This is a genomic window from Geotalea toluenoxydans JCM 15764 (assembly GCF_001311985.1).
Classification (GTDB): Bacteria; Desulfobacterota; Desulfuromonadia; order Geobacterales; family Geobacteraceae; genus Geotalea; species Geotalea toluenoxydans.
In genome coordinates this window covers 113,352-134,551 of sequence record NZ_BBCJ01000010.1, presented here as the reverse complement: position 1 = coordinate 134,551, position 21,200 = coordinate 113,352, and the positions used below count along the sequence as shown (strand labels likewise).

20 protein-coding genes, 1 other RNA gene and 1 pseudogene are annotated in these 21,200 nt (G+C 48.1%); 1 reads left to right on the top strand and 21 read right to left on the bottom strand.

Annotated features, from left to right (window positions below):
• Positions 1-166: 166 nt before the first annotated feature.
• Positions 167-3,532, bottom strand: coding sequence for an SIR2 family NAD-dependent protein deacylase (locus JCM15764_RS08590; protein WP_279384339.1), 3,366 nt, complete (start codon positions 3,530-3,532; stop codon positions 167-169).
• Between the two features lie 588 nt (positions 3,533-4,120).
• Here JCM15764_RS08590 and JCM15764_RS08580 point away from each other — a divergent pair.
• Positions 4,121-5,272, top strand: coding sequence for a DUF6035 family protein (locus JCM15764_RS08580; protein WP_054694680.1), 1,152 nt, complete (start codon positions 4,121-4,123; stop codon positions 5,270-5,272).
• Between the two features lie 290 nt (positions 5,273-5,562).
• Here the strand turns inward: JCM15764_RS08580 and JCM15764_RS08575 are convergent, their stop codons facing one another.
• From JCM15764_RS08575 to JCM15764_RS08490, 20 genes and pseudogenes are all read right to left on the bottom strand, one after another.
• The gene (locus JCM15764_RS08575) at positions 5,563-6,291 is read right to left on the bottom strand and encodes a hypothetical protein (protein WP_054694677.1); all 729 of its coding nucleotides are present in this window, start codon (positions 6,289-6,291) and stop codon (positions 5,563-5,565) included.
• Positions 6,292-6,304: 13 nt separating this feature from the next.
• Positions 6,305-6,541, bottom strand: a complete 237-nt coding sequence (locus JCM15764_RS08570; RefSeq protein WP_243688614.1) for a hypothetical protein — start codon at positions 6,539-6,541, stop codon at positions 6,305-6,307.
• 17 nt (positions 6,542-6,558) lie between these two features.
• Positions 6,559-7,122, bottom strand: a complete 564-nt coding sequence (locus JCM15764_RS08565) for a relaxase/mobilization nuclease domain-containing protein (RefSeq protein WP_054694671.1) — start codon at positions 7,120-7,122, stop codon at positions 6,559-6,561.
• Positions 7,119-7,487: a plasmid mobilization protein gene (locus JCM15764_RS08560; RefSeq protein ID WP_054694668.1), complete on the bottom strand. Its 369-nt coding sequence runs from the start codon at positions 7,485-7,487 to the stop codon at positions 7,119-7,121. Before JCM15764_RS08560 ends, JCM15764_RS08565 begins: the two co-directional genes overlap by 4 nt.
• 182 nt (positions 7,488-7,669) lie before the next feature.
• Positions 7,670-8,623 (bottom strand): phage replisome organizer N-terminal domain-containing protein, encoded by a 954-nt coding sequence (locus JCM15764_RS08555; protein WP_054694665.1) that lies wholly within the window; start codon positions 8,621-8,623, stop codon positions 7,670-7,672.
• A complete protein-coding gene (locus JCM15764_RS30600; RefSeq protein ID WP_243688613.1) occupies positions 8,623-8,844 on the bottom strand; it encodes a helix-turn-helix transcriptional regulator in 222 nt (73 codons plus the stop codon). Before JCM15764_RS30600 ends, JCM15764_RS08555 begins: the two co-directional genes overlap by 1 nt.
• 120 nt (positions 8,845-8,964) lie before the next feature.
• On the bottom strand, positions 8,965-9,513 hold the full coding sequence (locus tag JCM15764_RS08550) for a hypothetical protein (RefSeq protein WP_054694662.1): 549 nt from the start codon (positions 9,511-9,513) through the stop codon (positions 8,965-8,967).
• Between the two features lie 65 nt (positions 9,514-9,578).
• Positions 9,579-9,875: a hypothetical protein gene (locus JCM15764_RS08545; RefSeq protein WP_054694659.1), complete on the bottom strand. Its 297-nt coding sequence runs from the start codon at positions 9,873-9,875 to the stop codon at positions 9,579-9,581.
• A 62-nt stretch (positions 9,876-9,937) separates the two neighbouring features.
• Positions 9,938-11,167, bottom strand: a complete 1,230-nt coding sequence (locus tag JCM15764_RS08540; RefSeq protein ID WP_054694656.1) for a tyrosine-type recombinase/integrase — start codon at positions 11,165-11,167, stop codon at positions 9,938-9,940.
• Between the two features lie 180 nt (positions 11,168-11,347).
• Positions 11,348-11,700, bottom strand: a transfer-messenger RNA (tmRNA) gene (gene ssrA, locus JCM15764_RS22490).
• A 272-nt stretch (positions 11,701-11,972) separates the two neighbouring features.
• Positions 11,973-12,428: an SsrA-binding protein SmpB gene (smpB, locus tag JCM15764_RS08535; protein ID WP_054694653.1), complete on the bottom strand. Its 456-nt coding sequence runs from the start codon at positions 12,426-12,428 to the stop codon at positions 11,973-11,975.
• A 50-nt stretch (positions 12,429-12,478) separates the two neighbouring features.
• Positions 12,479-12,991, bottom strand: a complete 513-nt coding sequence (locus JCM15764_RS08530) for a ComEA family DNA-binding protein (protein WP_054694650.1) — start codon at positions 12,989-12,991, stop codon at positions 12,479-12,481.
• An 11-nt stretch (positions 12,992-13,002) separates the two neighbouring features.
• Positions 13,003-14,238 (bottom strand): amidohydrolase family protein, encoded by a 1,236-nt coding sequence (locus JCM15764_RS08525; RefSeq protein ID WP_054694647.1) that lies wholly within the window; start codon positions 14,236-14,238, stop codon positions 13,003-13,005.
• A 33-nt stretch (positions 14,239-14,271) separates the two neighbouring features.
• Positions 14,272-14,670: an aspartate 1-decarboxylase gene (gene panD / locus JCM15764_RS08520; protein ID WP_054694644.1), complete on the bottom strand. Its 399-nt coding sequence runs from the start codon at positions 14,668-14,670 to the stop codon at positions 14,272-14,274.
• Between the two features lie 2 nt (positions 14,671-14,672).
• Positions 14,673-15,521, bottom strand: coding sequence for a pantoate--beta-alanine ligase (gene panC / locus JCM15764_RS08515; RefSeq protein WP_054694642.1), 849 nt, complete (start codon positions 15,519-15,521; stop codon positions 14,673-14,675).
• Positions 15,521-16,335, bottom strand: a pseudogene (gene panB, locus JCM15764_RS08510) (3-methyl-2-oxobutanoate hydroxymethyltransferase). The gene panC and the pseudogene panB overlap by 1 nt, the downstream one beginning before the upstream one ends.
• Positions 16,336-16,583: 248 nt before the next feature.
• Positions 16,584-18,563, bottom strand: a complete 1,980-nt coding sequence (locus JCM15764_RS08505) for a methyl-accepting chemotaxis protein (protein ID WP_243688612.1) — start codon at positions 18,561-18,563, stop codon at positions 16,584-16,586.
• Between the two features lie 95 nt (positions 18,564-18,658).
• On the bottom strand, positions 18,659-19,744 hold the full coding sequence (locus JCM15764_RS08500) for a 6-phosphofructokinase (RefSeq protein ID WP_054694640.1): 1,086 nt from the start codon (positions 19,742-19,744) through the stop codon (positions 18,659-18,661).
• Positions 19,745-19,769: 25 nt separating this feature from the next.
• On the bottom strand, positions 19,770-20,726 hold the full coding sequence (locus JCM15764_RS08495) for an ROK family protein (protein WP_054694637.1): 957 nt from the start codon (positions 20,724-20,726) through the stop codon (positions 19,770-19,772).
• Between the two features lie 94 nt (positions 20,727-20,820).
• On the bottom strand, positions 20,821-21,156 hold the full coding sequence (locus tag JCM15764_RS08490) for an HIT domain-containing protein (RefSeq protein ID WP_439645273.1): 336 nt from the start codon (positions 21,154-21,156) through the stop codon (positions 20,821-20,823).
• Positions 21,157-21,200: the final 44 nt, after the last annotated feature.

Below are 21,200 nucleotides of genomic sequence, written 5' to 3'. Positions count from 1 at the left end.
CACGCCTTATGGCCTGCCAACCGAAGCCTTGGCGAAGGTTGGGGTGGCGGCTATACAACAGATCTATTATCTACACAATATTTAATTGTTTTTTGTAATCTGATTTTTGCATATACCCCTAAAACTACCTCAATAAGGCACTTTTAGCCATCTGTCCACCTACAAATCATTCCGAGAGGTCCCATGAACTAAGAAGATATCTGACTTCTGGCAATGGATCATTTTGGGCCACTTCCAGCCATTTTTCAATCACCTCGTTATTCACCTCAGAATTTTTCATTGCCAAAACAAGCCTTACACATTCCTTCCGGATTAATGGAATGTCAAATCCTGGGTCCGAGAGATTTCCCTGGCCCAGACCATATTCCGTCTCCTTCAAAAGGTACCTCAGCCCGTGTGTGACTCGGTCGCACAACAACCGCTTCGCAACCTCAGTTTTATTCTTAAATAACCAGGTCGCAAATCCCAAGCTTATCCACAGCATGTTCTTTTTCCGTACGTAAATTGCTATACCTACTTCTGAAAGCAAATCATCAGGTGGGAAGTCTATAAGATCGTTTTCGGCAAGCCGACACCAGGCCAAAAGACCATAAACAGCGGCATCGCATAAATCTTCTTCTGAAGCCAACGCATCTGTAAATTTAATGATTAATTCTTCCGAAAGAGAGTTTCTTTTAAGAATTAGCGCAGGATATATCAGGAAGCAAGGATAGCCGTTATCTTCGGACAGTTTGATCCGCAAAAGAATTTTATCTAACTCTGACTCCTCTACATCTATATAAGGAAGGACGTCCGCCACTCCAGCGATTATTTGTATCTTCTCTGGCTGACTTGAGCTATCGAACAGTACATGAGCTTTCTTTTCTTCGGTTTCTTCTGCCCATTGAAGTATTTTAGCCTTTATACACAATTTTTCATCGCTGGAAAATTCGTCGACCCCTTTGCCTGCAAATAAAAGCTGTCGCATTACGCAGAAATAATCCTGCAACGGTATGCCGGTAGCTTTTTCTGCCGACAAGTAGGCTTTTCTAATTCGTTGTTGAGCTAATCCAGGTTCAGGCTCTGGAAGAGATAATAATGCAGCAGGATAGAGGTCGGTACCAACAGGAAGTCCATTATCATCAACAAGGTCTTCTCGCCATAATGCTTTTGCAAATTTGCCCGCTTCTTCCTCCGTAAGAATTTCCGCTTTGTATAGAAGCTTCAGCCTCCAGACTGCCCTCCAACGGTCTTTAGTCGAGGCATCCGCTATAAGTCTATTGATGGTATTAGCCCATTCCTCTAAGTTCTGTGCCCGTTGTGCCTTCAGCTGTTTAGAAAGGTCTCCAACATCCCTCTGAAGCCACCATAGTTCCTGTAAAGCGAATTCTGCATATCCAGTAGTAGGAAGTTGTAGAAGGCGCAGGAAAATGTGTTCCCAACGATCAGGCGGTATTGCCTCAACTGCTCGGGAAATAAGGCGCGTCAGCGGTTTTACGAGCCATAGATGGCCGCGAATCCTTTCATGCTCGCTTAACCGGATAGCAAGGTCAAGAACATCTTCCACTCTATTTACCGGAATCCGCAATATGAACCTGGACAGCAGCTCCATAGTAGCCCGAAGTTTTTCAATCCAAAGACTTCCTTTATAGGTCTGAGTTGCTACCCTGACAGAGCTATATTCTACTATTGCCTTTAATATATCAGCTAATTCAGTAGCCTTTCCCTCTTCAATGCTCGCCATAGTTTCACGTCGAAATACTGTCTCAACTATTTCATCACCATCATATCTACATACCCTGATAATGATTCTAATGGCCCGCAACGGGTCAACATCCTTTACCCAATACGCCACTCTCTCAAGAGTATAATTTGCAAGATCCAAGAAACCACCTTCTGGCAGCTCGATTCTTGGCGGGATTCCAGCAACTTCAGTCAGGCGTATAAATTGATACGCAGGCCTATGTATCCAATCATTGGAATAGTGCCTGCTGGCCGTCCTTGCACCTAAGTCAAATCGACGTTTAACCACAACGTCTTGGGGTTTTGAGGGCTCTCCCCTAAGTTCTGTCTTGAAATAGTCGAATATTTCCTTAGCGTTACATTTATGTACTTTTAATTCATTCCAGCGATCATTCGATTTTTCATCTTGGATATTTTGAAGAAAGAACATGCACCAGGCTTCACGAGACATCATCGCGATATCCTCGATGTCGCTTCGCATACCTTGCCTAATACTCACCAAGGTATCAGAGGCCAGCCTCCGGGCTTCCTGTGAGCGATTGATTTCTGCAAGGACAGCTGCTTTGCGAAGTGCCCATATGTGGTCAGTATGCTGGGGGTCCCACTCCCTTAGAATTGACTCCACCGCCTCATAGTCTAATTTCTCAAGGGCGAGCAGAGACCTATGGTGCCACAGAACTTGCCGCACATCATCGTGTTGTTCCAGTAGGTTCTCCAGGTTCTTTGCTTGCTCTTCAAATTCCTCATATTTCCCATCCTCTCTAAGATCACGCAGTATCGCTATTCTCAGCTCCGTATATGCAGCTAAAGCTTTTCGCCAATCTGCCCTTTCCCAATCAACAATTTCTCCTCCTTCTTTACATTCCTGCTTAAGAGGATCAATATCATCAATGGCTTGTAAAAGATGCTTGTAAATGGCATCGTCAAATGGGACAAGGCAGATTTCGAGCCTCCAAATAATCTCTCGCAAGCAGAATAGGCGCTCCCACGGTTTAAGGTCTGACAAGTGCCGAACTGCCGGCCAGTACCAACCACTTATCCTGTGATAAATCTGTTCCCTCACTCCCAATGGAGCAATAATCCACCCAGGATACAGCCTCCTGTTGTGCTCCCACACCGGCATAGCTTGCCTTAGTGCTTCCAAGACTTGGTCTTTTGGACCTGTATTGACCTGACAATACGGCTCTTTTATTGGATAGTCTTCAACAACAGGAGTGATATTGCGTAAGTGAGCAGGTTTCTTAGTAGCGTCTTCAACCCTTGATTTGGGCCAAGCTGACCTGTTCCACCTCTCCCCTTGCTCCAGATTCTCAAGGAACCATTCCAATGCCCAATAATGACGCTTATCCTTTGGCCAGTCAGAAATACCGGGTATCAGCGCTAAGTCAATCGGTATAATGTTCCGTTTTTCCAGTTCCCTGCGCTTTACTTGTGCCATCTCATGCAAACCAACTAAGTATATTTTGGGAGCCGTCTTACCCAAATTGTCACGCACCCAACCACACCAATGGAGAAAGTTAGGATCATCTCCAGAAAACCCAATAAGACAAAAAACGTTCTCCATCATCGACTGCTGCACGAAGTTAACGAATGGAGCAAATTCATGTGGATAACGTCGGTAGTCCTCCTCTGTAAAAATAAAAGGCATGTTGGAAGGGAAAGTTCCGTGCAACTTCACAATCCGTGAAGCACTTGATCCAGCAATATCAGTGGTAGTACGAATAATACTGTAATGCTTAGTCGTCACTTGCCGGCAGGCACGTTCTAGAAGAGTATCCCAATTTGTAGTAAATATGTCTGCCCACCTCAATCTAAGTAGCTTGTTATGCAAAGGACTTGGCTCATAATCAGTGTCAGGTGTCGAATCCAAAATGAACTTATTGAGTGCGTATCGCCCATGAGTTTCTTCATACTCTTGAGCCAATCTTAAGGCTTCGCTTGTTGATGATAAATCATCTTTTACGCCAGAATAAAGTGCAACATATAATTTTTGGGTAAGATTGGCCCAAGTCGCATCGGGCGGCTAGACAACGATACCGGGACTGCATTTTTACTAAATCCGGCTCCCACCATTATGGCTGCTGTTCCCTGTTTAGGCTTTGGATGTTTCCAAAGCGCTTCTCGAATTTTCTCAATATGAATTTGATCAGGAAATGTCATTTTATCCTCACAATTTTTTTCGTAACGGACACTCATGAGCTGGCAGCTATTACCTGATACCATAAAATCCATTTATCTAAAAGAAGTTTAGAGGCTCTTCGCTTCTCCCTTGCATATTGCAAATATATGATCTCAAAGGTATGATCCATCAACGACGTATTATGTCGCTTGAATATTTTAAACTTCTCTTAATCAACCTATTTAAGGTAGATGGTTGTTTCATTGTGGGGGGTGCTTTATGACTAGCAACGACCAGCAACGACGAAAAATTGGGAAGAGAAAGAAGGAAAATGCGTTGCCGGGTGCTGTAATTAATCCCCGCATACCGGAACTAAGAGACGTAAAAACAGGGGATTTCCTTGATGCTCATGAGTTGGCGACAAAGGCGCATCAAGATGTACCCTGGAGGCATCGAACTCGGTTATCTCTAATTGAAGCGCAGCATCGAAAGCAGCCTATTTGGGTATGTGCTGTATGTGGCGTTATGGTTCGTCTGGCATCTTCCCGGAGGAAAAACTTTTTCTTTCGCCATGTTGTTGAAGACGGGCGATGTCTGTACGTAACCCGAGAAGATCTCCCACTAGATGTAAGGGCAGCAAAGTATGATGGAGCGAAAGAAAGCGACGCTCATATTGAAATGAAGAAGATGATCGTTGAGAGCTTGCAAGCGGACAAGCGTTTTCGGACAGATACGATTTTTGAAGAGACAAGCTGGAAATCTAAGGAATATCCGAATCAACGTAGAAGGCCAGACGTTCAGGCGGAATTCGAGGGAGGTCTCCGCATCGCCTTTGAGGTGCAGCTTTCATCAACGTTGATTGACGAAGCCGTATCTCGTCGAGATTTCTATCTTCAGGATGGAGGACTTCTTGTTTGGGTATTCCGCAGCGTTGAAACTCAAAATCCCCGGATGTATCAAGGGGATATTCTCTTCATGAACAGTGGTAATCTTTTCGTTGTCGATGACGAAACGGTTGAGGCGTCCTTGAACGAGCGGCGGCTATACCTAAAGAATCATCATATTATCCCTGAAGCCGACCACGGAAATATTCGTCTTACCTGGAGTGCCCCCCGCCTTGTTGCCTTCGATTCCCTAACACTCGATCCCGTGGGACAACGGGTTATGCTGTACGACTATGACGCAGAGGAGGCAAAGCTCCGTGAGGCCATGCATGAAGAGCTTCAGAAGGATGTAAGGTCAAACTTCTTGGACTTCTGGCGCACGAATGAGCCGCTACAGCGCGAACGTGAGATATACAAAGTTGCGGACCAATACCGGGATCTTCGTCAACACATGGAACGTAATGGTTGTCAAATGCCACAAGACAGCACCTTTCCGCTGCAACCACGGGTATCATCAAGCCGAAGCAGGAGTAATATGGAGTTTTAGGGATACTGTACTGGCAGTAAACTGCGCCCCCGATTTTTTTTCATCCGGCTCTTCATTGCTTTAATTTTAAGCAATGGCAGAAACGTGGAACGGCGCAGATGTGATTCAGCATGGCCAGAGAGTGAAGGTGGGAGTCAAATTCTTTTGATTTTGTGCAGGTTTCCACCTGGAAAAGAGGTTATCCAAATACCTATTCTCTCGGAAACAGCTCCGACACGGCTCCTTAAGGTCGCTTAATGCGCCATATATACAATTGCGGCAGCCTTTCATGCAAGTACTCCCGTAAAAGTTCAATTTCCTGATTTAGCGGCTGCTTTTAGTTCCTGTTGTGCCTTCGCTGAAAGCTTCGGCCATACATTTTGGAGAAACCTTCCATATTTGATATATTTTTGTTCCTCCGCAGTCGGCTCATAAGGCTGAATTTGGGGAGTTACATATTTTACCGACAAGAATGTTGCAATAATTACCACCAAAAGGCTAATGCCGATAAATTGCCAGCCAATGAATTTCTTGGCATCAACAAGGTCGTCAGCACTTTTTGCTGCCTTGATAGAGGCTTGTTTTAATGTCTCAACTTCCTTCCTGAATATCTGGGAAATACCATGGCGGACTTCCGCAACAAGCCCATCAATAGATTCATCCAAAGAGTGAGCCGTGGCACCAACAGCGGCGTGAATACTTTCTCCGGCAATCTTGGGAAATACCTTTGTAGCTTGGTTAAGGTCAAAGAGCAATTTATCCGTTTCAATCTTCTGCTTTTGAGCCTCTTTGGCAATTTGGTAAATTTCTCGCTTCTCGACCTCCAACCTTTGGGTCATGTTGGTAAAGCAGTAGATTAAGCCATTCAGTTTCTCGATTGCGTCGGTCACTTCAACGATGCCCTCGGTGTCTACTCGCTGGATGACTTCCTTAGCGCTTTCTGTTGTTTCTTTCCGGGCTTCTTCACCCATAACCGGCCGTGAACTACCAACATTATTTGCTTTTGGCACCAGTCCCCGTGCTACGTCCCCAAGTTTCATAACCTTTTCCTCCTCATCGCCTGATATGTAGAGTTTTCCCCTGCTCCTGCTGTTCATTAATATCGAGGGGTTTTGAAAAACTGAAGGTATCGTAGAGAATCCCCTGCTTCTGCAAGCCTAAAAAGGTGTACCTTTTCCCAAGGTCTGAACCTTTCATTATCTCGCCATTAAGATCAAAACTAATTCCCGAAACTCTGCCGTTTCCGGCCATGTTCGGAATGACTTTTACCCCTCGTTTTTCTAGTTTCATTACGAGACTGCTCATGGTCAGGCTGTGCCCTGCTCCTGGTCAACAATTTCCTGAAGCTGCATCTTGATGCTCGGCTGCTGGATTTTCAGGGCAAGGCGCAGCTCACCAGATGTAAGGCCGCGTCGCTCTGCTTTTCTGCTCGAAGTGACTGCTGGAAGACCGTATGCCCGTTCGATTTCCCTTATCACTGCCTCACTTCGCTTATAGTCCTGACTGTCAGAAACCGTCTTGCCATCCAGGCCGATGCGATTTGCGATAATATGAATATGGTCATGCTCCTTGTCGGTATGGCGGGCCACCACATATTGCGAAAACTTGAACCCCATCCTGTTCAGGTAACTGCCGGCTACTTGATTCCATTCAAAATTGTTCAATTGCTCACCAGGAGAAAGGGAAAGGCTTACGTGGTAAACCGGCCTTTTTAGATCAGGGTTGAGCCTCCGCGTCTCGACAAACTCCTTGGTGAGTTCACGGGCGCTCAGGCCGTCCATGTTGCCGCCAATCAGCATCCCCTTATCCGGATTCAACACATAATTGAGGACGCCCCTGAAACCTTTTCCCTTTACCTGCTTGCCAATCATTGTCCCCTCAGCTCCTTACGGATGGCTCGTATTACTTGGGTCAACTCTTCCAGCGCCGTGGCAATTGCATTCCCCTCGAAATATCCTTCATAGATGCGCTTGATAAGTTGGTTTAGGTTAGAACCTATTCTCCCCAATTCTTGGTGAGTTTGGAGATTGATCGGCGGCACTGGCCGGGGCAATTCTCGACCGAGACCTGCCTCGCGCAAAAATCGTGAAAAAGACAATCCTGCCTTACTCGCTTTATCGGCCAGTTCCATTAGATCGGCATCGGAAAGCCGAACTGTGAGGTTGTAAATTTTCTTCTTACCCTCGGCAGCCTTGGGCCTGCCGATTTGTTTATGTTGAGTTATCCAATGTTGCATTTCCCCTCCCTGCAAGCGTAGCGAGTGGGGAGCGAGCCGTTTTTAGCCATGCGAAAAACATGGCTCGCTCCTCACCTTTTGGCAACAATTAGCAGCGACCGGCAAAGCAGCACTTATCTGTATCGCTGGAAATAAATTATCATTTCCGGCGATACCTTTGATGCTGAGCCAACCTGATTTTTTTATAATTGACTTGCCTCCCAAGCAAGCAATTTGCCCATAGCCAACACAGCAATTGGCGGTGTTAGTCCCTCCGGTAAGTTGGCGCGTGCAGAGGCAAGATATTTCTCTTGCCTCTCTTCCGGCAGTGAAGCCCATAAAGCGTCACGGGCCGCCATTTGTGCTTCTTCATGTGCCTTAAGAGCGGCCTCTTTTGCCTCTTTCGCAGCCTTGCGCTGCTGTATAGTTTCAGCCTTCACTTTTCGGTCTTCAAAAGGTACATACCATTCTGGTATTACAAGGGATGCGCAAAGAGATTGGATGTAGCCGCCGGGATTGTGCAGTTCTTCTCGGCTTCTTCGCCATGTTTCAGCGGCAATATCGGCAGCCTGCAATAACCGCTCAAAGCCATGCCGCTTAGCCAAATCCTGTAATTCCGTTTCTGAAAGTCTTGAAAAGGGGGTACCGGTGAACAAGAACCGTACATGTTCTGTTGTCTCATAATCTTTTCTGTCATGTCTGTTCTCAGGCGTGACGTCACGTGACTGTCCGCCGTGACAGTCACCTTGCATATTGCCACCTTCCAGAGCCAAAATTTTCGCCCGCTCTTTCTGGCGTTGCCTCTGTTTACGCTCCCGATCCTTCTCGCGACGTGCTTCCAACTTTTCCTCACTCTGGTATTTTCCCCAGTTCTTGATATAGATCGCGCCGTCCTGCTGGTCGATCATGCTTAAGCCGGTAAAAGTTTTTATACCTAGCTGGACGGTAGGCAACGGAATATCTGTTAGCATGCTAAGGGTTTCCGCTGAATATGGCAGGCTATCAGAAACCATGAGGTAGCCCCCCCGGTTACACTTACCCGCTTCCGTCATCATCAAGAGCCAGAGCAGGACAAGGGTGTTGCCTTCAGGTCCTTTGCGAATCAGCTTTATCTTGCGGTGGTCAAGGATATTACACACGACTTTTATCCAGTCCATCAGGCCGGCTCCCGAGAAATAAGCTCTAAAATATCAGCAACTTTCCATACTGTAATGCGGGGGCCGAGCTTGATAGGACGAGGATATTGGCCGGACTTAACGCCAGCCCACCAACTACTTTTAGAGATTGGAATTATCGGGGGAATAGGGGGATTTGCTTTTGGATTACCTAGAATTTGGGTGAGCCGGAGATACCCGGTTTCAGGGAGTGGATTGTTCATAATAAAACCTCCAGTCGTGATTATCATGTCTGGAGGAATCCTAACAAATCCATTTTGGTCTTCCTAGTCAGGGGCTGCGTGCAGAGGCTAACCTCTGCGTACAGGGGAAAAGTTATTCGTTTATTTTTTTTGGCCGCCTATAAGATCATAACGATTCATTTCTTTGGCTACTTGCTTGAGAACATTGAGAAAGGATTTCCTAGGTAAATAGATAAATGGATGTAAGCCTTTTTCGTCCTGATAATCTTCTTCGAGATACTTTTTCATTTGGTGATGCAATAGCTTGGAGTCATTTTCCCATAAATGCCGGGCAACGTTAGCTGCTTTCTCCAACAGTAAACGCTGGTCGCTATATCGTGAATCTGTAGCTAATTCAGTCGCTTTTGTCTTAGTATTAAATCTTGATAACTCAAATAGTAATACTTCTAAGAATTGTTCCGCCTCGCTAGCAGTTCTTATTGCATTAAACAATGTCAAATCCCAAATGTTTTCAGTGTTACCGACCTCATGTAAATGTCGTTTAACTGTTCTTAATTTGACTGTCACACAACTTGCTTCCTTGGAGAGGCCAACTAATTTCTCTCCCCTTGATGTAGTGACTTTCTTCTTCTGATATTTTATTAATTCCGAATCAATATATTTTTTGTAAATATGTATTGTCTTTCTCAAGCGGAGAAGCCTGTGTCTAATGTAGTAAGTTATAATAGTAGCTCGATCCTTTTCACGAAGTTTAACTATTTTATTAATAGTCCCCACAATAAGGTCATGATATTTTTCATCCGAACAATCCGCATCGGGGCGCTAACCGCCAAGAGTGGTTTTAACTCGTCATAAGTTTGGGATATTTTGTGGTGAATGTCAGCTTTCACCATAAGATTAAAGGCAGCTTGTTGCATCTCAATATCTTCGAATTGCAATGATTTTCCTCGAACTGAGATCAATTTGCCTAGCCTTATCATTAGTCTGTATAAATTAATTTCTGCATCGTCAGCCTCCTTTTTTAACCGCTTTGTTTTTGTAGAATATTCCATTCTCGACCCTCCATTCGGTCAAAAGTCGAAAGCTACAATACATTTTCAGGCCTACATCTCGGTCATTTTTGGCGCAGGGGTATCACCTTTGCGCCCTGCTTCAATCCGTCAAGATAATCCGCCCAAAGCTGCATCATTCTTTTCCGTTCAGTCAAATGCGCCGTGCGGTTATATGCACGTCCATTTGGGTCGCGCACTGCATGAGCAAGCTGGTGTTCTATATAATCGGGTCGTATCTGCAAAACTTCATCGAGAATTGTCCTTGCCATTGCCCGGAAGCCGTGGCCAGTCATCTCGTCCTTGTCGAATCCCATACGCCTTAAAGCTGCATTTATTGCGTTATTACTCATAGGGCGTGTGAAAGACCGATGACAGGGGAATAGATAGCGACTCCTGCCGGTCAAGACATGAAGTTCACGAAGTATAGAAATCGCCTGGGATGACAGGGGTACAAGGTGAGCAACCTTCATCTTCATGCGCTCGGCGGGGATATTCCACTCTGCAGCATCAAAGTCAATTTCGTTCCATTCGGCTTGCCTAAGCTCCCCTGGACGGACAAAGAAAAGCGGTGCCAACTGCAAAGCGCATTTAACCACGAAGGACCCTTGATAACCATCCATAGCACGCAGAAGCGGAGCGACCTCTTTCGGATCTGTAATGGCTGCAAGGTGCCCTTTCTTGTACGGAGTTAACGCGCCCTTGAGATCGCCCGTGCAATCCCTTTCTGCGCGTCCTGTGGCCACTGCATAGCGCAACACTTGCCCGCAAACCGTTCTAACCCGATGAGCCGTTTCAAGAGCCCCCCTCGATTCTATCCGGCGAAGCATTGCCAGCACTTCAGGGGCCTTGATTTCATGTATAGGCCGTACACCAAGTACCGGAAAAACGTCAGCCTCAAGCCGTCTCAATGTAGTATCCGCATGGGTCGAGGACCATGTATAGGAGAATTTTTTGTGCCACTCTCTGGCCACTACCTCAAATGCATTTTCAGTTTCAGCTACAACAGCGGCTTTTTTAGCTTTTTTAATCTCACCAGGATCAACATCATTGGCCAGGAGTTTTTTAGCTTCATCACGTCGCTGCCGGGCATCAGCCAAACTGACTGCTGGATATGCTCCAAATGCAATCAGCTTTCTCTTCGTATGGTAGCGATAATCAAACCGCCACAGCTTTCCCCCCGTCGGCGTCACCAACAGGTATAAGCCAAATCCATCCATCAGCTTATAGTCCTGCGCCTTAGGTTTTGCGTTCCGTACTTGAATCTCGGTAAGAGGTACAATCCTTTTAGGCATGGGCATCTCCGTCGTTTTGGAGGTATTCGAAATTCTTTGGAGGTACATTGCAGGTAGAAATACCTCCAAAACGATTGGATGTCAATGAACTTTTCTGGATTAGTCCGGACAATAAATAAACAAAAAGCCCCGATTTCTCAGGGCTTCTTGTACTTCTCCGGTCCTTGCTGGACCTTTAAATGGTGGAGGTGGCGGGAATCGAACCCGCGTCCGAAGATCGTACACGAAAGGCGTCTACATGCTTATACCAGTTTTTGTTTTAGCCCCTGGGAACTCCACTGGCCGGGATTTCTCAGGTTCGATCCTGTTTCAATTTCGCTTCGGGACCACAGGCATTTCCCTCGGCTATCCCACTGAAATGACGATCTATCCTGCCCCATGGGAGAGGGAAGGTAGATCGTTAGCAGGTTATTAAGCTGCTAAAGCGTAATCGTAATTATCGGCGCTTAATGCGTCCCGGATTGTTTTACGAGCCACCCGGACCTCGGCATGCGACCTTTGCTTATTACCCCCGTCGAAACCTTTACACCCCCAGATGAAACGCCATTTTTGGCCGCTACCAGCGTCAGCTTCGTCGTTCGTTGTGCGACGTGGCGCCAGGCCACGTCTCCGCCTCTCTTCTCAGCTTCCTTGTTATCGACTCAAAACTGTCGTTTCTTATTCTTTTGTTTTCACCATTTTTGGCCGCTACCAGCGTCAGCTTCGTCGTTTGTTGTGCGACGTGGCGCCGGGCCACGTCTCCGCCTTTCTTCTCAGCTTCCTTGATCTCGACTCAAAACTGCCGTTTCTCGTCTTTCATCTACTTCTATTTATTTCGCTCTTTAAGTGCCACCGCCACGTCGCGGCGCATATCCTTTTTCTTCATGTCCTCTCGTTTGTCGTAGAGCTTCTTGCCTTTGGCCATACCCAGCTCAACCTTTACCAAGCCGGTTTTGAAGTATAACCGGAGTGGGACCACCGAATATCCCTGTTCCCTGATCTTGCCGAAAAGCTTGCCTATTTCCTTTTTGTGGAGAAGCAGCTTGCGCATCCGGTCTGGGTCGTGATTCTCCCGGTTGCCGAAATCGTATGGAGAGATATGAAGATTGTGCAGAAATGCTTCGCCATTCTTGATCAAGGCAAAAGAATCGTTGAGGTTGGCCTTGCCATTGCGCAGGGATTTAACTTCGGTTCCCTTGAGCACCATGCCTGCCTCGAATTTTTCCTCGATGAAATAATCATGATAGGCTTTTTTATTATTACAGATCAACTTTTCTGACATGAGGCTATGGTAGCAAATCCAGCAAATAGTGCAAGGAAAAAGGACAGAATTTATCTTCTTTGAGCTTTAACCACCGTCAGCCATTCAGAGAGCTCGCGCATCCGTTTCTGATTGATACCTGGCACCAGCAGTAGGTCTTCAACTGAAGTAAACGGCCTGCTCTTGCGGAAATTGATGATTGAACGCGCTTCTCCGGCTGTCATGCCTGGGAGTCCGAGAAGAATTGGTTTGGTGATGGTGTTGAGGTCGATGCGGACCTGCAGGTTGTTCTCCCCCGACATTGTCAGGTGGCCTTTTATGACCTCATATATCCGCGGCTTAATGCCTTTTACCGAGGTAATGTCACTAATTGCTGAAAAACGGCCCCGTTGCTCCCTTTCCTTGACCATGTGAAAACCGATAACATCACCTACTCCCGGCAGTCTCGCAAAATCCGCGGCTGAAGCAGTGTTGATGTTAAGCTTTCCTTGGTAGGTGCGCAAGACTTTGGCCGACGCAACATGAGTAAAGGACAAAACGACAAGGACAATCAGGGCTGACATCAGGCTGCGAAAACATGACATGACATTTCCTCTCAATTTACATGATTGCCGGAGATGTAGACTTGATCTATCCGGGCTTCCTCAATGATCAGGCGGTGCAGATTCTTTTCCACCATTGAATTCTCAACTTCCAGTACAAGGAAATCGGCCCGCTTGCCCTGTTCAAGGGAACCGAATTCCTCGTCGATCCCCAGGACTTTGGCTCCGCCAAGTGTTGCCATAGCCAAAAGTTCATCGTGCCGAAAAACACCGGGGAACTCATTGAGGATAAAACGCATCTCATCCCAAAGCGAAAGGGAATCATTGCTGGCAAGGGAGTCGGTACCGATCGCCATGGGTATGTCCAGCTTCTTGAACAGATTTAGCGGCGCTTTACCCACGGTAAGTCTGTCATTGCTGCGCGGACAGATAACAACATTTACTCCTCGTTTTTTCAGTATCTCTCCATCGGCAGGCGTGACGTGAACACAGTGGACGGCAATGGTGGATTGATCCAGAACGCCAAGGGAATCGAGGTATGCCGTAGACGTAGTCCTTTGAGGCTTCGGCAGGTAAGCTTCCCAATGTATATGGGGATAGAGCAATTCGGCAATCCTGCCTGTCGAATCATGCATGAATGAGGCTTCTTCAGATGACTCGGACAGGTGTGTCATTATCGGTAAGGAAAAGCTGGTTGCAAGTTCCTTGATTTCCCTGAAAAAAGAAGGTGACAGGGTGTGTGGTGCGTGAGGCGATATGCCGAAACGGGTGTGACCTGATCGGATAACAACTTTCAACTTTTCCTTCAGCTCAGCACATAGAGCAGGTTCCTGGCCGATAGCCTCAAGAAAGACGATATTTTTAGTCGGTGTTTCGTCGTATATGGGCAAAAGTCGCCGATCAGTGAGAATATCGGCTGAGGCAACGGTACCCGATTCCAGAGATTTGCGCAGTCCTTCCTTCAGGGATAGTTCAAGTTCTTCGGGCTGCAGACTGCGCTTGATCTTTATCACCTGAATTACCCAGTCCACATAAGTACGCGGCGAATAGTCCAGATCCTTGCGCAGTTTCCATGAAGGGAAATGGGTCAGCTCCAGATGGGTATGGGCATTCACCAGACCTGGCATGATGACACACTGGGGAAAATCTGTAACTGGAGCGTCATAATCGGATCGGAGACGCTCGACCGGCCCCACGTCCCTGATTCGGCCATTTTCCACCAGTATGCCCCCATGTGCAATGGGAGAGGAAGATATGGGCATTACGGTTGAAGCGGCAAAGATTCTCATGGCACCCTCTGAAAGGCAAAGTTTATTGCTGCCCTACCAGGCGACCTTCTTCAGTGTTCCCTGACCTGCAACCTCCTTGCGGGAAGCGAGCATCCTGTTCTGTTCGTCAACAAACACCAGTTTGGGCTCATGCTGAAGAGCTTCCTTGTTGTCAATATTTACGAAGCTGGCAATGATGACCAAGTCCTTTGGAGCAACCATGCGGGCGGCAGCACCGTTGATGCAAATAACCCCGGACCCTCTCTCCCCTTCGATGGCATAGGTCTCGAAACGGCTGCCGTTGTTCACATTCCAGATGCAGACTGCCTCATAAGGAATGATGTCCGCCGCTTCCATGAGATCCTTATCGATGGTGATGCTTCCCTCGTAATGAAGATCGGCACCGGTAACTGTAGCCCGGTGAATTTTGCTCTTGAGCATCTTTCTGCCCATTGTTATTCCTCCCCTAAAACCCTGTTGTCGATGAGCCGTGTCTTTCCAATTTTAACAGCCAATGCTACCACTGTCTGTTCATCTGCCGTATCCACTGCCGCCAGGTTCAAACCATGGCGAAATTCCACATAATCAATTGCCGCACATCTCTCCTTGCTGATCGTATCGAGAACAAGGTTTTTGAGAGCTGCAACTGATCGTTCTCCTTTGCAGAAGGCAGTTCTTACCGCATTCAGGGAATTGGACAAACAGAGGGCGCTTACACGTTCCGCCGGCGACAGGTAAGAGTTGCGGGAACTCATTGCCAGACCATCCGCTTCACGGACGATGGGCATGCCGATCACCTCAACGGGCATATTAAGGTCGGCGACCATCTGCCTGATCACTGCCAATTGCTGATAGTCCTTCTGACCAAACAACGCCACATGCGGTGATACGATGTTGAAGAACTTGGCCACCACCGTAGTCACGCCGCGGAAGTGACCGGGCCGGTTTGCTCCGCACAGTGGCAATGTCAACTTTTCCACGTTTACATAGGTCTGGTAATCGACGGGATACATATCCGCAGCCCTGGGAGCAAAGATCAAATCCACTCCGGCTGATTCTGCAACCCGCATGTCGTTTTCCATATCCCGTGGATAGCTGTCAAAATCCTCTCCCACGCCGAATTGGGTGGGATTAACAAAGATGCTGGCCACCAGCAGATCGGCACGTTTTTGCCCTTCCACCATAAGAGAAGCATGTCCCTGATGAAGGTAGCCCATGGTGGGGACCAGGGCAATCCGCTTGCCGTTCACCCTGGCAGTCTGTGCAATACTCTGCATTTCGTCTATACATTGAATGATTTTCATCAGTTGAATGAGTTTCCTTCCGTCGGGAACGCACCTTCTTTTACCTCCTGAATATAGCTCGATATGGCTTGAGCTATGACAGGCTTCAGGTCGGCGTAGCGCTTGACGAATTTCGGGGCATATTTTTCACAAAGGCCGAGGATATCGTGTATCACCAATACCTGGCCGTCACAGGACGGTCCGGCACCGATTCCTATCGTCGGAATGCCCGATTCGCTGGTGATTTTGGCAGCCAGTGCCGTCGGAATACCTTCCAGGACAACGGCAAAGGCGCGGCTGACTCTACAGCGCGGGCATCGGCAAGGAGTTTTTCCGCCTGTTCATTGTTTCTTCCCTGAACGCGGTAGCCTCCCATACGGTGCAGAGACTGGGGAGTAAGTCCAATGTGCGCCACTACCGGGATATCCATGGAGGTGATGGCTTCAATTACCGGGGCCACATTCACCCCTCCCTCGATCTTTACCGCGGCTGCCCCTCCCTCTTTTATCAGACGACCAGCGTTCAGCCTGGCTGATACCATGTCGATCTGGTAGGAAAGAAACGGCATATCCGCCACCACCAGCGCCTTCGGCTGAGCTCTTACCACTGCCCGGGTGTGGTAGATCATATCTTCCATAGTCACTGGAAGAGTATTGTCATAACCCGCATAGACTACACCAACAGAGTCACCGATAAGGATCATGTCGATGCCGCATTCATCCATTATTCTTGCGGTCGGATAATCGTAGCAGGTGAGCATCGATATCTTCTCGCCCTCTGCTTTCATTTTCTGGATATCAAGTATGGTCGTGGCTTTCTTCAATGGTTTCTCCATAAAAAAGCGCCCACTGGCTAAGGGGGCGCTGGTATAAATCTAAAAGAGAAAGTTATCTCTTTTTCAGCTATTGCCTCCCGTCCCGGTTCTGTTGAATCCTGGCGATATGTTCGTTGTCAGAGAGGAGATTTGTCGGATCCGTACAAATGTTACGGCCCATCCCACTGTAATTGTCAATATTAGTACCAGAATACCGAATTAAAGTCTACCATTTTTTAACAGTGTTTGAAAAATGCGGTTTCCCCGGCTCAGCTGGCTATGGACTTGATTACTTCCAACTCGCTCACTACTGCACGGCTGTCCTCCTGCCTCTTTTCCAGGTCGTCGAAGACGCCAACTATCAGTCCCCCCACGGCATCCACCGATGTTTTGATTTCGCTTCCTTCAGAAGCCTGTTTTACCGTTGCTGTAACCATCTCTTCTGTCATTTCTTTAATGGATGCGATGGCCTTGCCGATATTTCTTGTTGCCTTCGCCTGCTCCTTGGAGGCAGTGAATATCTGTGAGGTCATGGTGCTCACATCTTCAATGGAGCGGGTAACCAGCTGGACGCTCTGTGCCTGTTCTTCGGTGGCAATCTTGATCTGCTCGGTCATCTCCATGGCACGTTTGGAACTGTCCTCAATCATGCCCAATGCAGCACCCGTCTCTTTCCCCAGCTTGACCCCTTTCTGTACCAGCTCCTTGGTCATGGTCACATTACCGGCCGCGATGCGCGATTCTTCCATGATCTCTTCGATAATAGAGGTAATTTCTCCCGTGGATTGACCGGTCTGCAGCGAAAGGTTCCTTATTTCATCGGCTACTACGCCGAAACTTTTGCCGTAATCTCCAGCCTGGGCAGCAATAATCGAGGCATTCAACGCCAGGAGATTCGTCCGTTTCGTAATTTCATTGATGACACTTACTATGTTGTCGATTCGGCTGCTGTTCTCACTCAGGCGTTTAATCCCTTCGTAGGACAGATCTACAGCCTTTTGTATCTCAGCCAGAGAGGTGATTGTTTCGGAAACGACAACTCTTACCTTGTCGCTATGAGCCTTGACCTGACTTGAGACGTTGTGGGAAACAACGGTATTGGATTCCACCTGCTTGATCGTTCTGGAAATTTCCTCCATTGCCGAAACGGATTTGTCCACACTTTCAGCGAGAAAATCCAGGTTTTTCGTAATCTGTTCAGTGGCAACCGATATTTCTGTTACAGCGGCGCTTGTTTCGTCCACGGAAGCCAAAACGCTTTCAGACGCAGATGAAATGTGGGTGGCGCTATCGGCTATTGTCCCAGCAGAAGCCTTGAGACGATTTACATTACGGGAACAGGTATCCCGATTATTGAGAAGCTCGGAGAAAGTCTTGCCCAGTTGCAGCGTCAGGGTATCGATGGCCTGCAGGAGGTTTATCCGGGTGATGGCGGAGGCCGCCTGATCGGCAAAAAGTTTGATGGTGTCGGAATCCGTATCATTCAGGGTCCGTTGGCTGAACCTGTTATCGATGCCGAAAACACCCCAGGATTCGCCTTTGACAACAATGGGACAGAGAACGAAGCTACGCGACCGCAGGGGATGAATGGTATCGTAAGGGGATTTGAGGTGAAAATCGGATGGATACTTGGTAATGTCATCGACCAAAAAAAGTTTCTTTTCGGAAAAACATTTGAATATGACACCACTCCTGCCATCAAGAGGCAAGGAAACATTGGTACGGTCGAAATTATCGGAACCTGTTGCCGCAGCAAAACGGAGTTCCTTTCTTTCCTCATCGACCATAAGAAGATTGACACGGTCATAACCCAGAATGTCGTGTAATCCTTCGGCGCACAGAGAAAGAACTTCCTGAATGTTTATGGTTTTCTGAATCCGGCTGCTAATGTGGTGAAAATTTTTAATGTTGTTGTCAAGGACTTTGTAGCGGTTCTCGAAAATTTCCTTTTGAGAAGCCACCTCCTTATGCAGGACATCCAGTTCCACCGCCCTTTCATGGAGTTCATCACCGGCCTTGCCTATGAAAAATCCTACCACTGCCAGGACGAGCGCCGTGCCGATCCCCATATACAGATAAAGAGCAAAATGGTAATTGCTTTTAACAACATCGGTGACGATCTGGGAAAGAAGAGATGCCTCTTTGTCACGCAGAAAAATAAGGCGGATGGCAGTCCAACCTATTGGTGCACCGACACCGAGAATAAACCCTAAAAAGGCGTATAGCCTGCTTCGCTTGATTTTGTCCATTAAAGCTGCACCCTCCAAAACAATGCCATAGCCAGGGTTCAAAGAATTCCACAGCAGTTTAGGGTACTTGATCGGCTATTGTCAATTGTTAATCATCACCTGCCAAGCATTATTCCCAAATTTGCAGCGGATTTTACCATTTCACAATCGGGATCCACAACTTTGAGCTGTTTGATCGCCTTTTCAATGGCTACATTGCCAATATCCCTTCCTTTGAGACATACCATCGTGCCGAACTCATTCCGGTCAACAAGTTCCACAGCCTTGACTCCGAAACGGCTTCCCAGACACCTGTCAAAGGTGGATGGTGATCCGCCGCGCTGCAGGTGACCGAGCACCATAACCCGCACATCCATGTCCAGGTTCGCGGCTAGCTCTTTGGCCACGAATTCTCCGACGCCGCCCAAACGCTCAATGGCATGAGTAGCATCGGCGTTGTTTTTTACAACTCGCAAGCCCCCCGCAGGAAAGGCCCCTTCAGCTGCCACGATAATACTGAAACGGCTGCCGTTGTTGCGCCTTTTTTCTATGGCCAGGCAGATCTTCCGGATATCGAAAGGGATTTCAGGTATGAGGATGACATCCGCACCTCCGGCTATACCTGATTCCAAAGCAATCCAGCCGGCATATCTTCCCATGACCTCCATGATCATCACCCGGTGATGGCTCTCTGCAGTGGAATGCAGCTTGTCCAGTGCATCGGTTGCCGTTTCAAGGGCAGTATTGTAACCGAAGGTCACATCCGTTTCCATGAGGTCATTATCGATGGTTTTCGGTACGCCGACAATGGGCACGCCCTTGTTCATCAAATCCACTGCAATCTTAAGGGAGCCTTCACCGCCGATAACGACCAGCGCCCCTATGCCAAGAGATTTTATTCGTTCAACAACTTCATCGGAAGAATCAACGTATTCGATCTTGCCCCCCTTTTCAACCGGACGGGCGAAGGGATTACCCCTGTTTGAAGTTCCGAGAATGGTCCCTCCACGGGGGAGGATACCGCGCACATCATCGATGGATAACTGACGGCATCTGCCGGTCAGCAATCCGTCGAAACCGTCTTCAATACCGACTACTTCCCAGCCGTGTTGAATAATGGCTGCTTTAACGACGCCTCTGATGACCGCATTAAGCCCCGGACAGTCTCCACCGCCGGTAAGTACGCCGATCCGTTTTTTCATGGATGCTCCTCCTGAATAGCATGCATTAAATGGAAGCCATTGCCATTGCTGCGGCGCCGAGAATGCCGGCATCATCACCCAGCTCACTTTTGATTACTTTAAGTCTCCGTGCCGGAATGGGAAAAGCTCTGGCAGCAATCTCCCGGCGCATGGGTTCGGCAATCAGGTCAAAGCTTGCCGCCACCCCGCCCCCAAGAATGATGCCGTCCAGGTTCAAAAGATTTGCCACCAAAGCCGAGGCAATACCAAGATAACGACCCGCCTGCTCGAATATAGACCGGGCCAGTGAATCTCCTTTAGCGGCCGCCTCGGCGATGATGGCGCTGGTAATTTCCGCGGGGGGGATGTGGGTAAGACAGCTGCTGCCCCCCCGATGCAATGCATCCATAGTGGCTGACACTATGGCGCTTGCCGATGAATACTGTTCCAGGCAGCCGTGGTTGCCACACCGGCACAGCCTGCCTTCAGGTTCAACTGTTGCATGACCAAATTCAGCAGCCACGCCGTCAACTCCCGTCCACAGTCTATCATTCAGCACCAGGCCACTACCAACGCCTGTGCCAAGTGTGAGCATGAGGAAGGATGCCATGCCTTTGCCGGCGCCAAAACACTTCTCGCCCCATGCCCAGGCATTGGCATCGTTGACAACGATCGTCGGCAGCCCAGTGGCTTGGCAAATCAGCTGGCGGAGGTTGAGTCCCTCCAGTGGCTGCAGGTTAACCGAGGAGTACACCAGCCCCTCATTGGAAATCAAGCCTGGGACCCCGACGCCGATGCCAACAACCTGCCAACCTTCAGCCGTGCCTTTTTTTTTCAGATAATCAATGCTTGAGTAAAGACGGGCAAGAAAGTCGTCCCGTCCCCTGTTTATTTCCGTCGATTGGCGCTCTCTGAATAAAAGTTTCCCTGCTTGATCAACCAGGCAAAACCTTAGATTTGTCCCACCCACATCAATGGCAATGCAGACCTTTTCTTTTGTCATAATTCGACCTTTCCGGCCGCAGTAAATCCTGCCAGCAGCCTGTCATAGGTGGTCAGGAGGTTTTCCGGCATTACCCGCAAATCAGATATCACCGTCATAAAGTTGGTGTCACCGTTCCACCTGGGGACCAGGTGAATGTGAAGATGATCGTCAATCCCGGCGCCGGCTGCGTGCCCCAGGTTGAGCCCCATGTTGTAGCCCTGGGTGATGCCTCCTTTTCCACAACGTTGCGAGACAGTTGTAACACCTTGAACAGGTCAAGCATCTCTTCGTCACTCAGAGAATTCATATCGGCCGTATGTCGCAACGGGGCAACCATGAGATGACCATTTGTATATGGGTACCTGTTCAGCATGACCAGTGACAGTTTGGTTCGGTAGAGTACGAGCCTGTCGCGGTCAATGGCTTCGTCAGGTCCAATGCACAACACGCACCCCTCAGACTTTGAATTTTCAATGTATTCCATGCGCCATG

Bases quoted from the DNA above. Each gene is read 5' to 3' on its own strand.
- JCM15764_RS08495 (WP_054694637.1), bottom strand. From the start codon at position 20,726: ATGACAAAAGAAAAGGTCTGCATTGCCATTGATGTGGGTGGGACAAAT.
- panD (WP_054694644.1), bottom strand. From the start codon at position 14,670: ATGGGCAGAAAGATGCTCAAGAGCAAAATTCACCGGGCTACAGTTACC.
- smpB (WP_054694653.1), bottom strand. From the start codon at position 12,428: ATGTCAGAAAAGTTGATCTGTAATAATAAAAAAGCCTATCATGATTAT.
- JCM15764_RS08555 (WP_054694665.1), bottom strand. From the start codon at position 8,623: ATGGACTGGATAAAAGTCGTGTGTAATATCCTTGACCACCGCAAGATA.
- JCM15764_RS08580 (WP_054694680.1), top strand. From the start codon at position 4,121: ATGACTAGCAACGACCAGCAACGACGAAAAATTGGGAAGAGAAAGAAG.
- JCM15764_RS08565 (WP_054694671.1), bottom strand. From the start codon at position 7,122: ATGATTGGCAAGCAGGTAAAGGGAAAAGGTTTCAGGGGCGTCCTCAAT.
- panC (WP_054694642.1), bottom strand. From the start codon at position 15,521: ATGAAAATCATTCAATGTATAGACGAAATGCAGAGTATTGCACAGACT.
- JCM15764_RS30600 (WP_243688613.1), bottom strand. From the start codon at position 8,844: ATGAACAATCCACTCCCTGAAACCGGGTATCTCCGGCTCACCCAAATT.
- JCM15764_RS08545 (WP_054694659.1), bottom strand. From the start codon at position 9,875: ATGGAATATTCTACAAAAACAAAGCGGTTAAAAAAGGAGGCTGACGAT.
- JCM15764_RS08570 (WP_243688614.1), bottom strand. From the start codon at position 6,541: ATGAAACTAGAAAAACGAGGGGTAAAAGTCATTCCGAACATGGCCGGA.
- JCM15764_RS08575 (WP_054694677.1), bottom strand. From the start codon at position 6,291: ATGAAACTTGGGGACGTAGCACGGGGACTGGTGCCAAAAGCAAATAAT.
- JCM15764_RS08560 (WP_054694668.1), bottom strand. From the start codon at position 7,487: ATGCAACATTGGATAACTCAACATAAACAAATCGGCAGGCCCAAGGCT.
- JCM15764_RS08505 (WP_243688612.1), bottom strand. From the start codon at position 18,563: ATGGACAAAATCAAGCGAAGCAGGCTATACGCCTTTTTAGGGTTTATT.
- JCM15764_RS08530 (WP_054694650.1), bottom strand. From the start codon at position 12,991: ATGTCATGTTTTCGCAGCCTGATGTCAGCCCTGATTGTCCTTGTCGTT.
- JCM15764_RS08500 (WP_054694640.1), bottom strand. From the start codon at position 19,744: ATGAAAAAACGGATCGGCGTACTTACCGGCGGTGGAGACTGTCCGGGG.
- JCM15764_RS08525 (WP_054694647.1), bottom strand. From the start codon at position 14,238: ATGAGAATCTTTGCCGCTTCAACCGTAATGCCCATATCTTCCTCTCCC.
- JCM15764_RS08540 (WP_054694656.1), bottom strand. From the start codon at position 11,167: ATGCCTAAAAGGATTGTACCTCTTACCGAGATTCAAGTACGGAACGCA.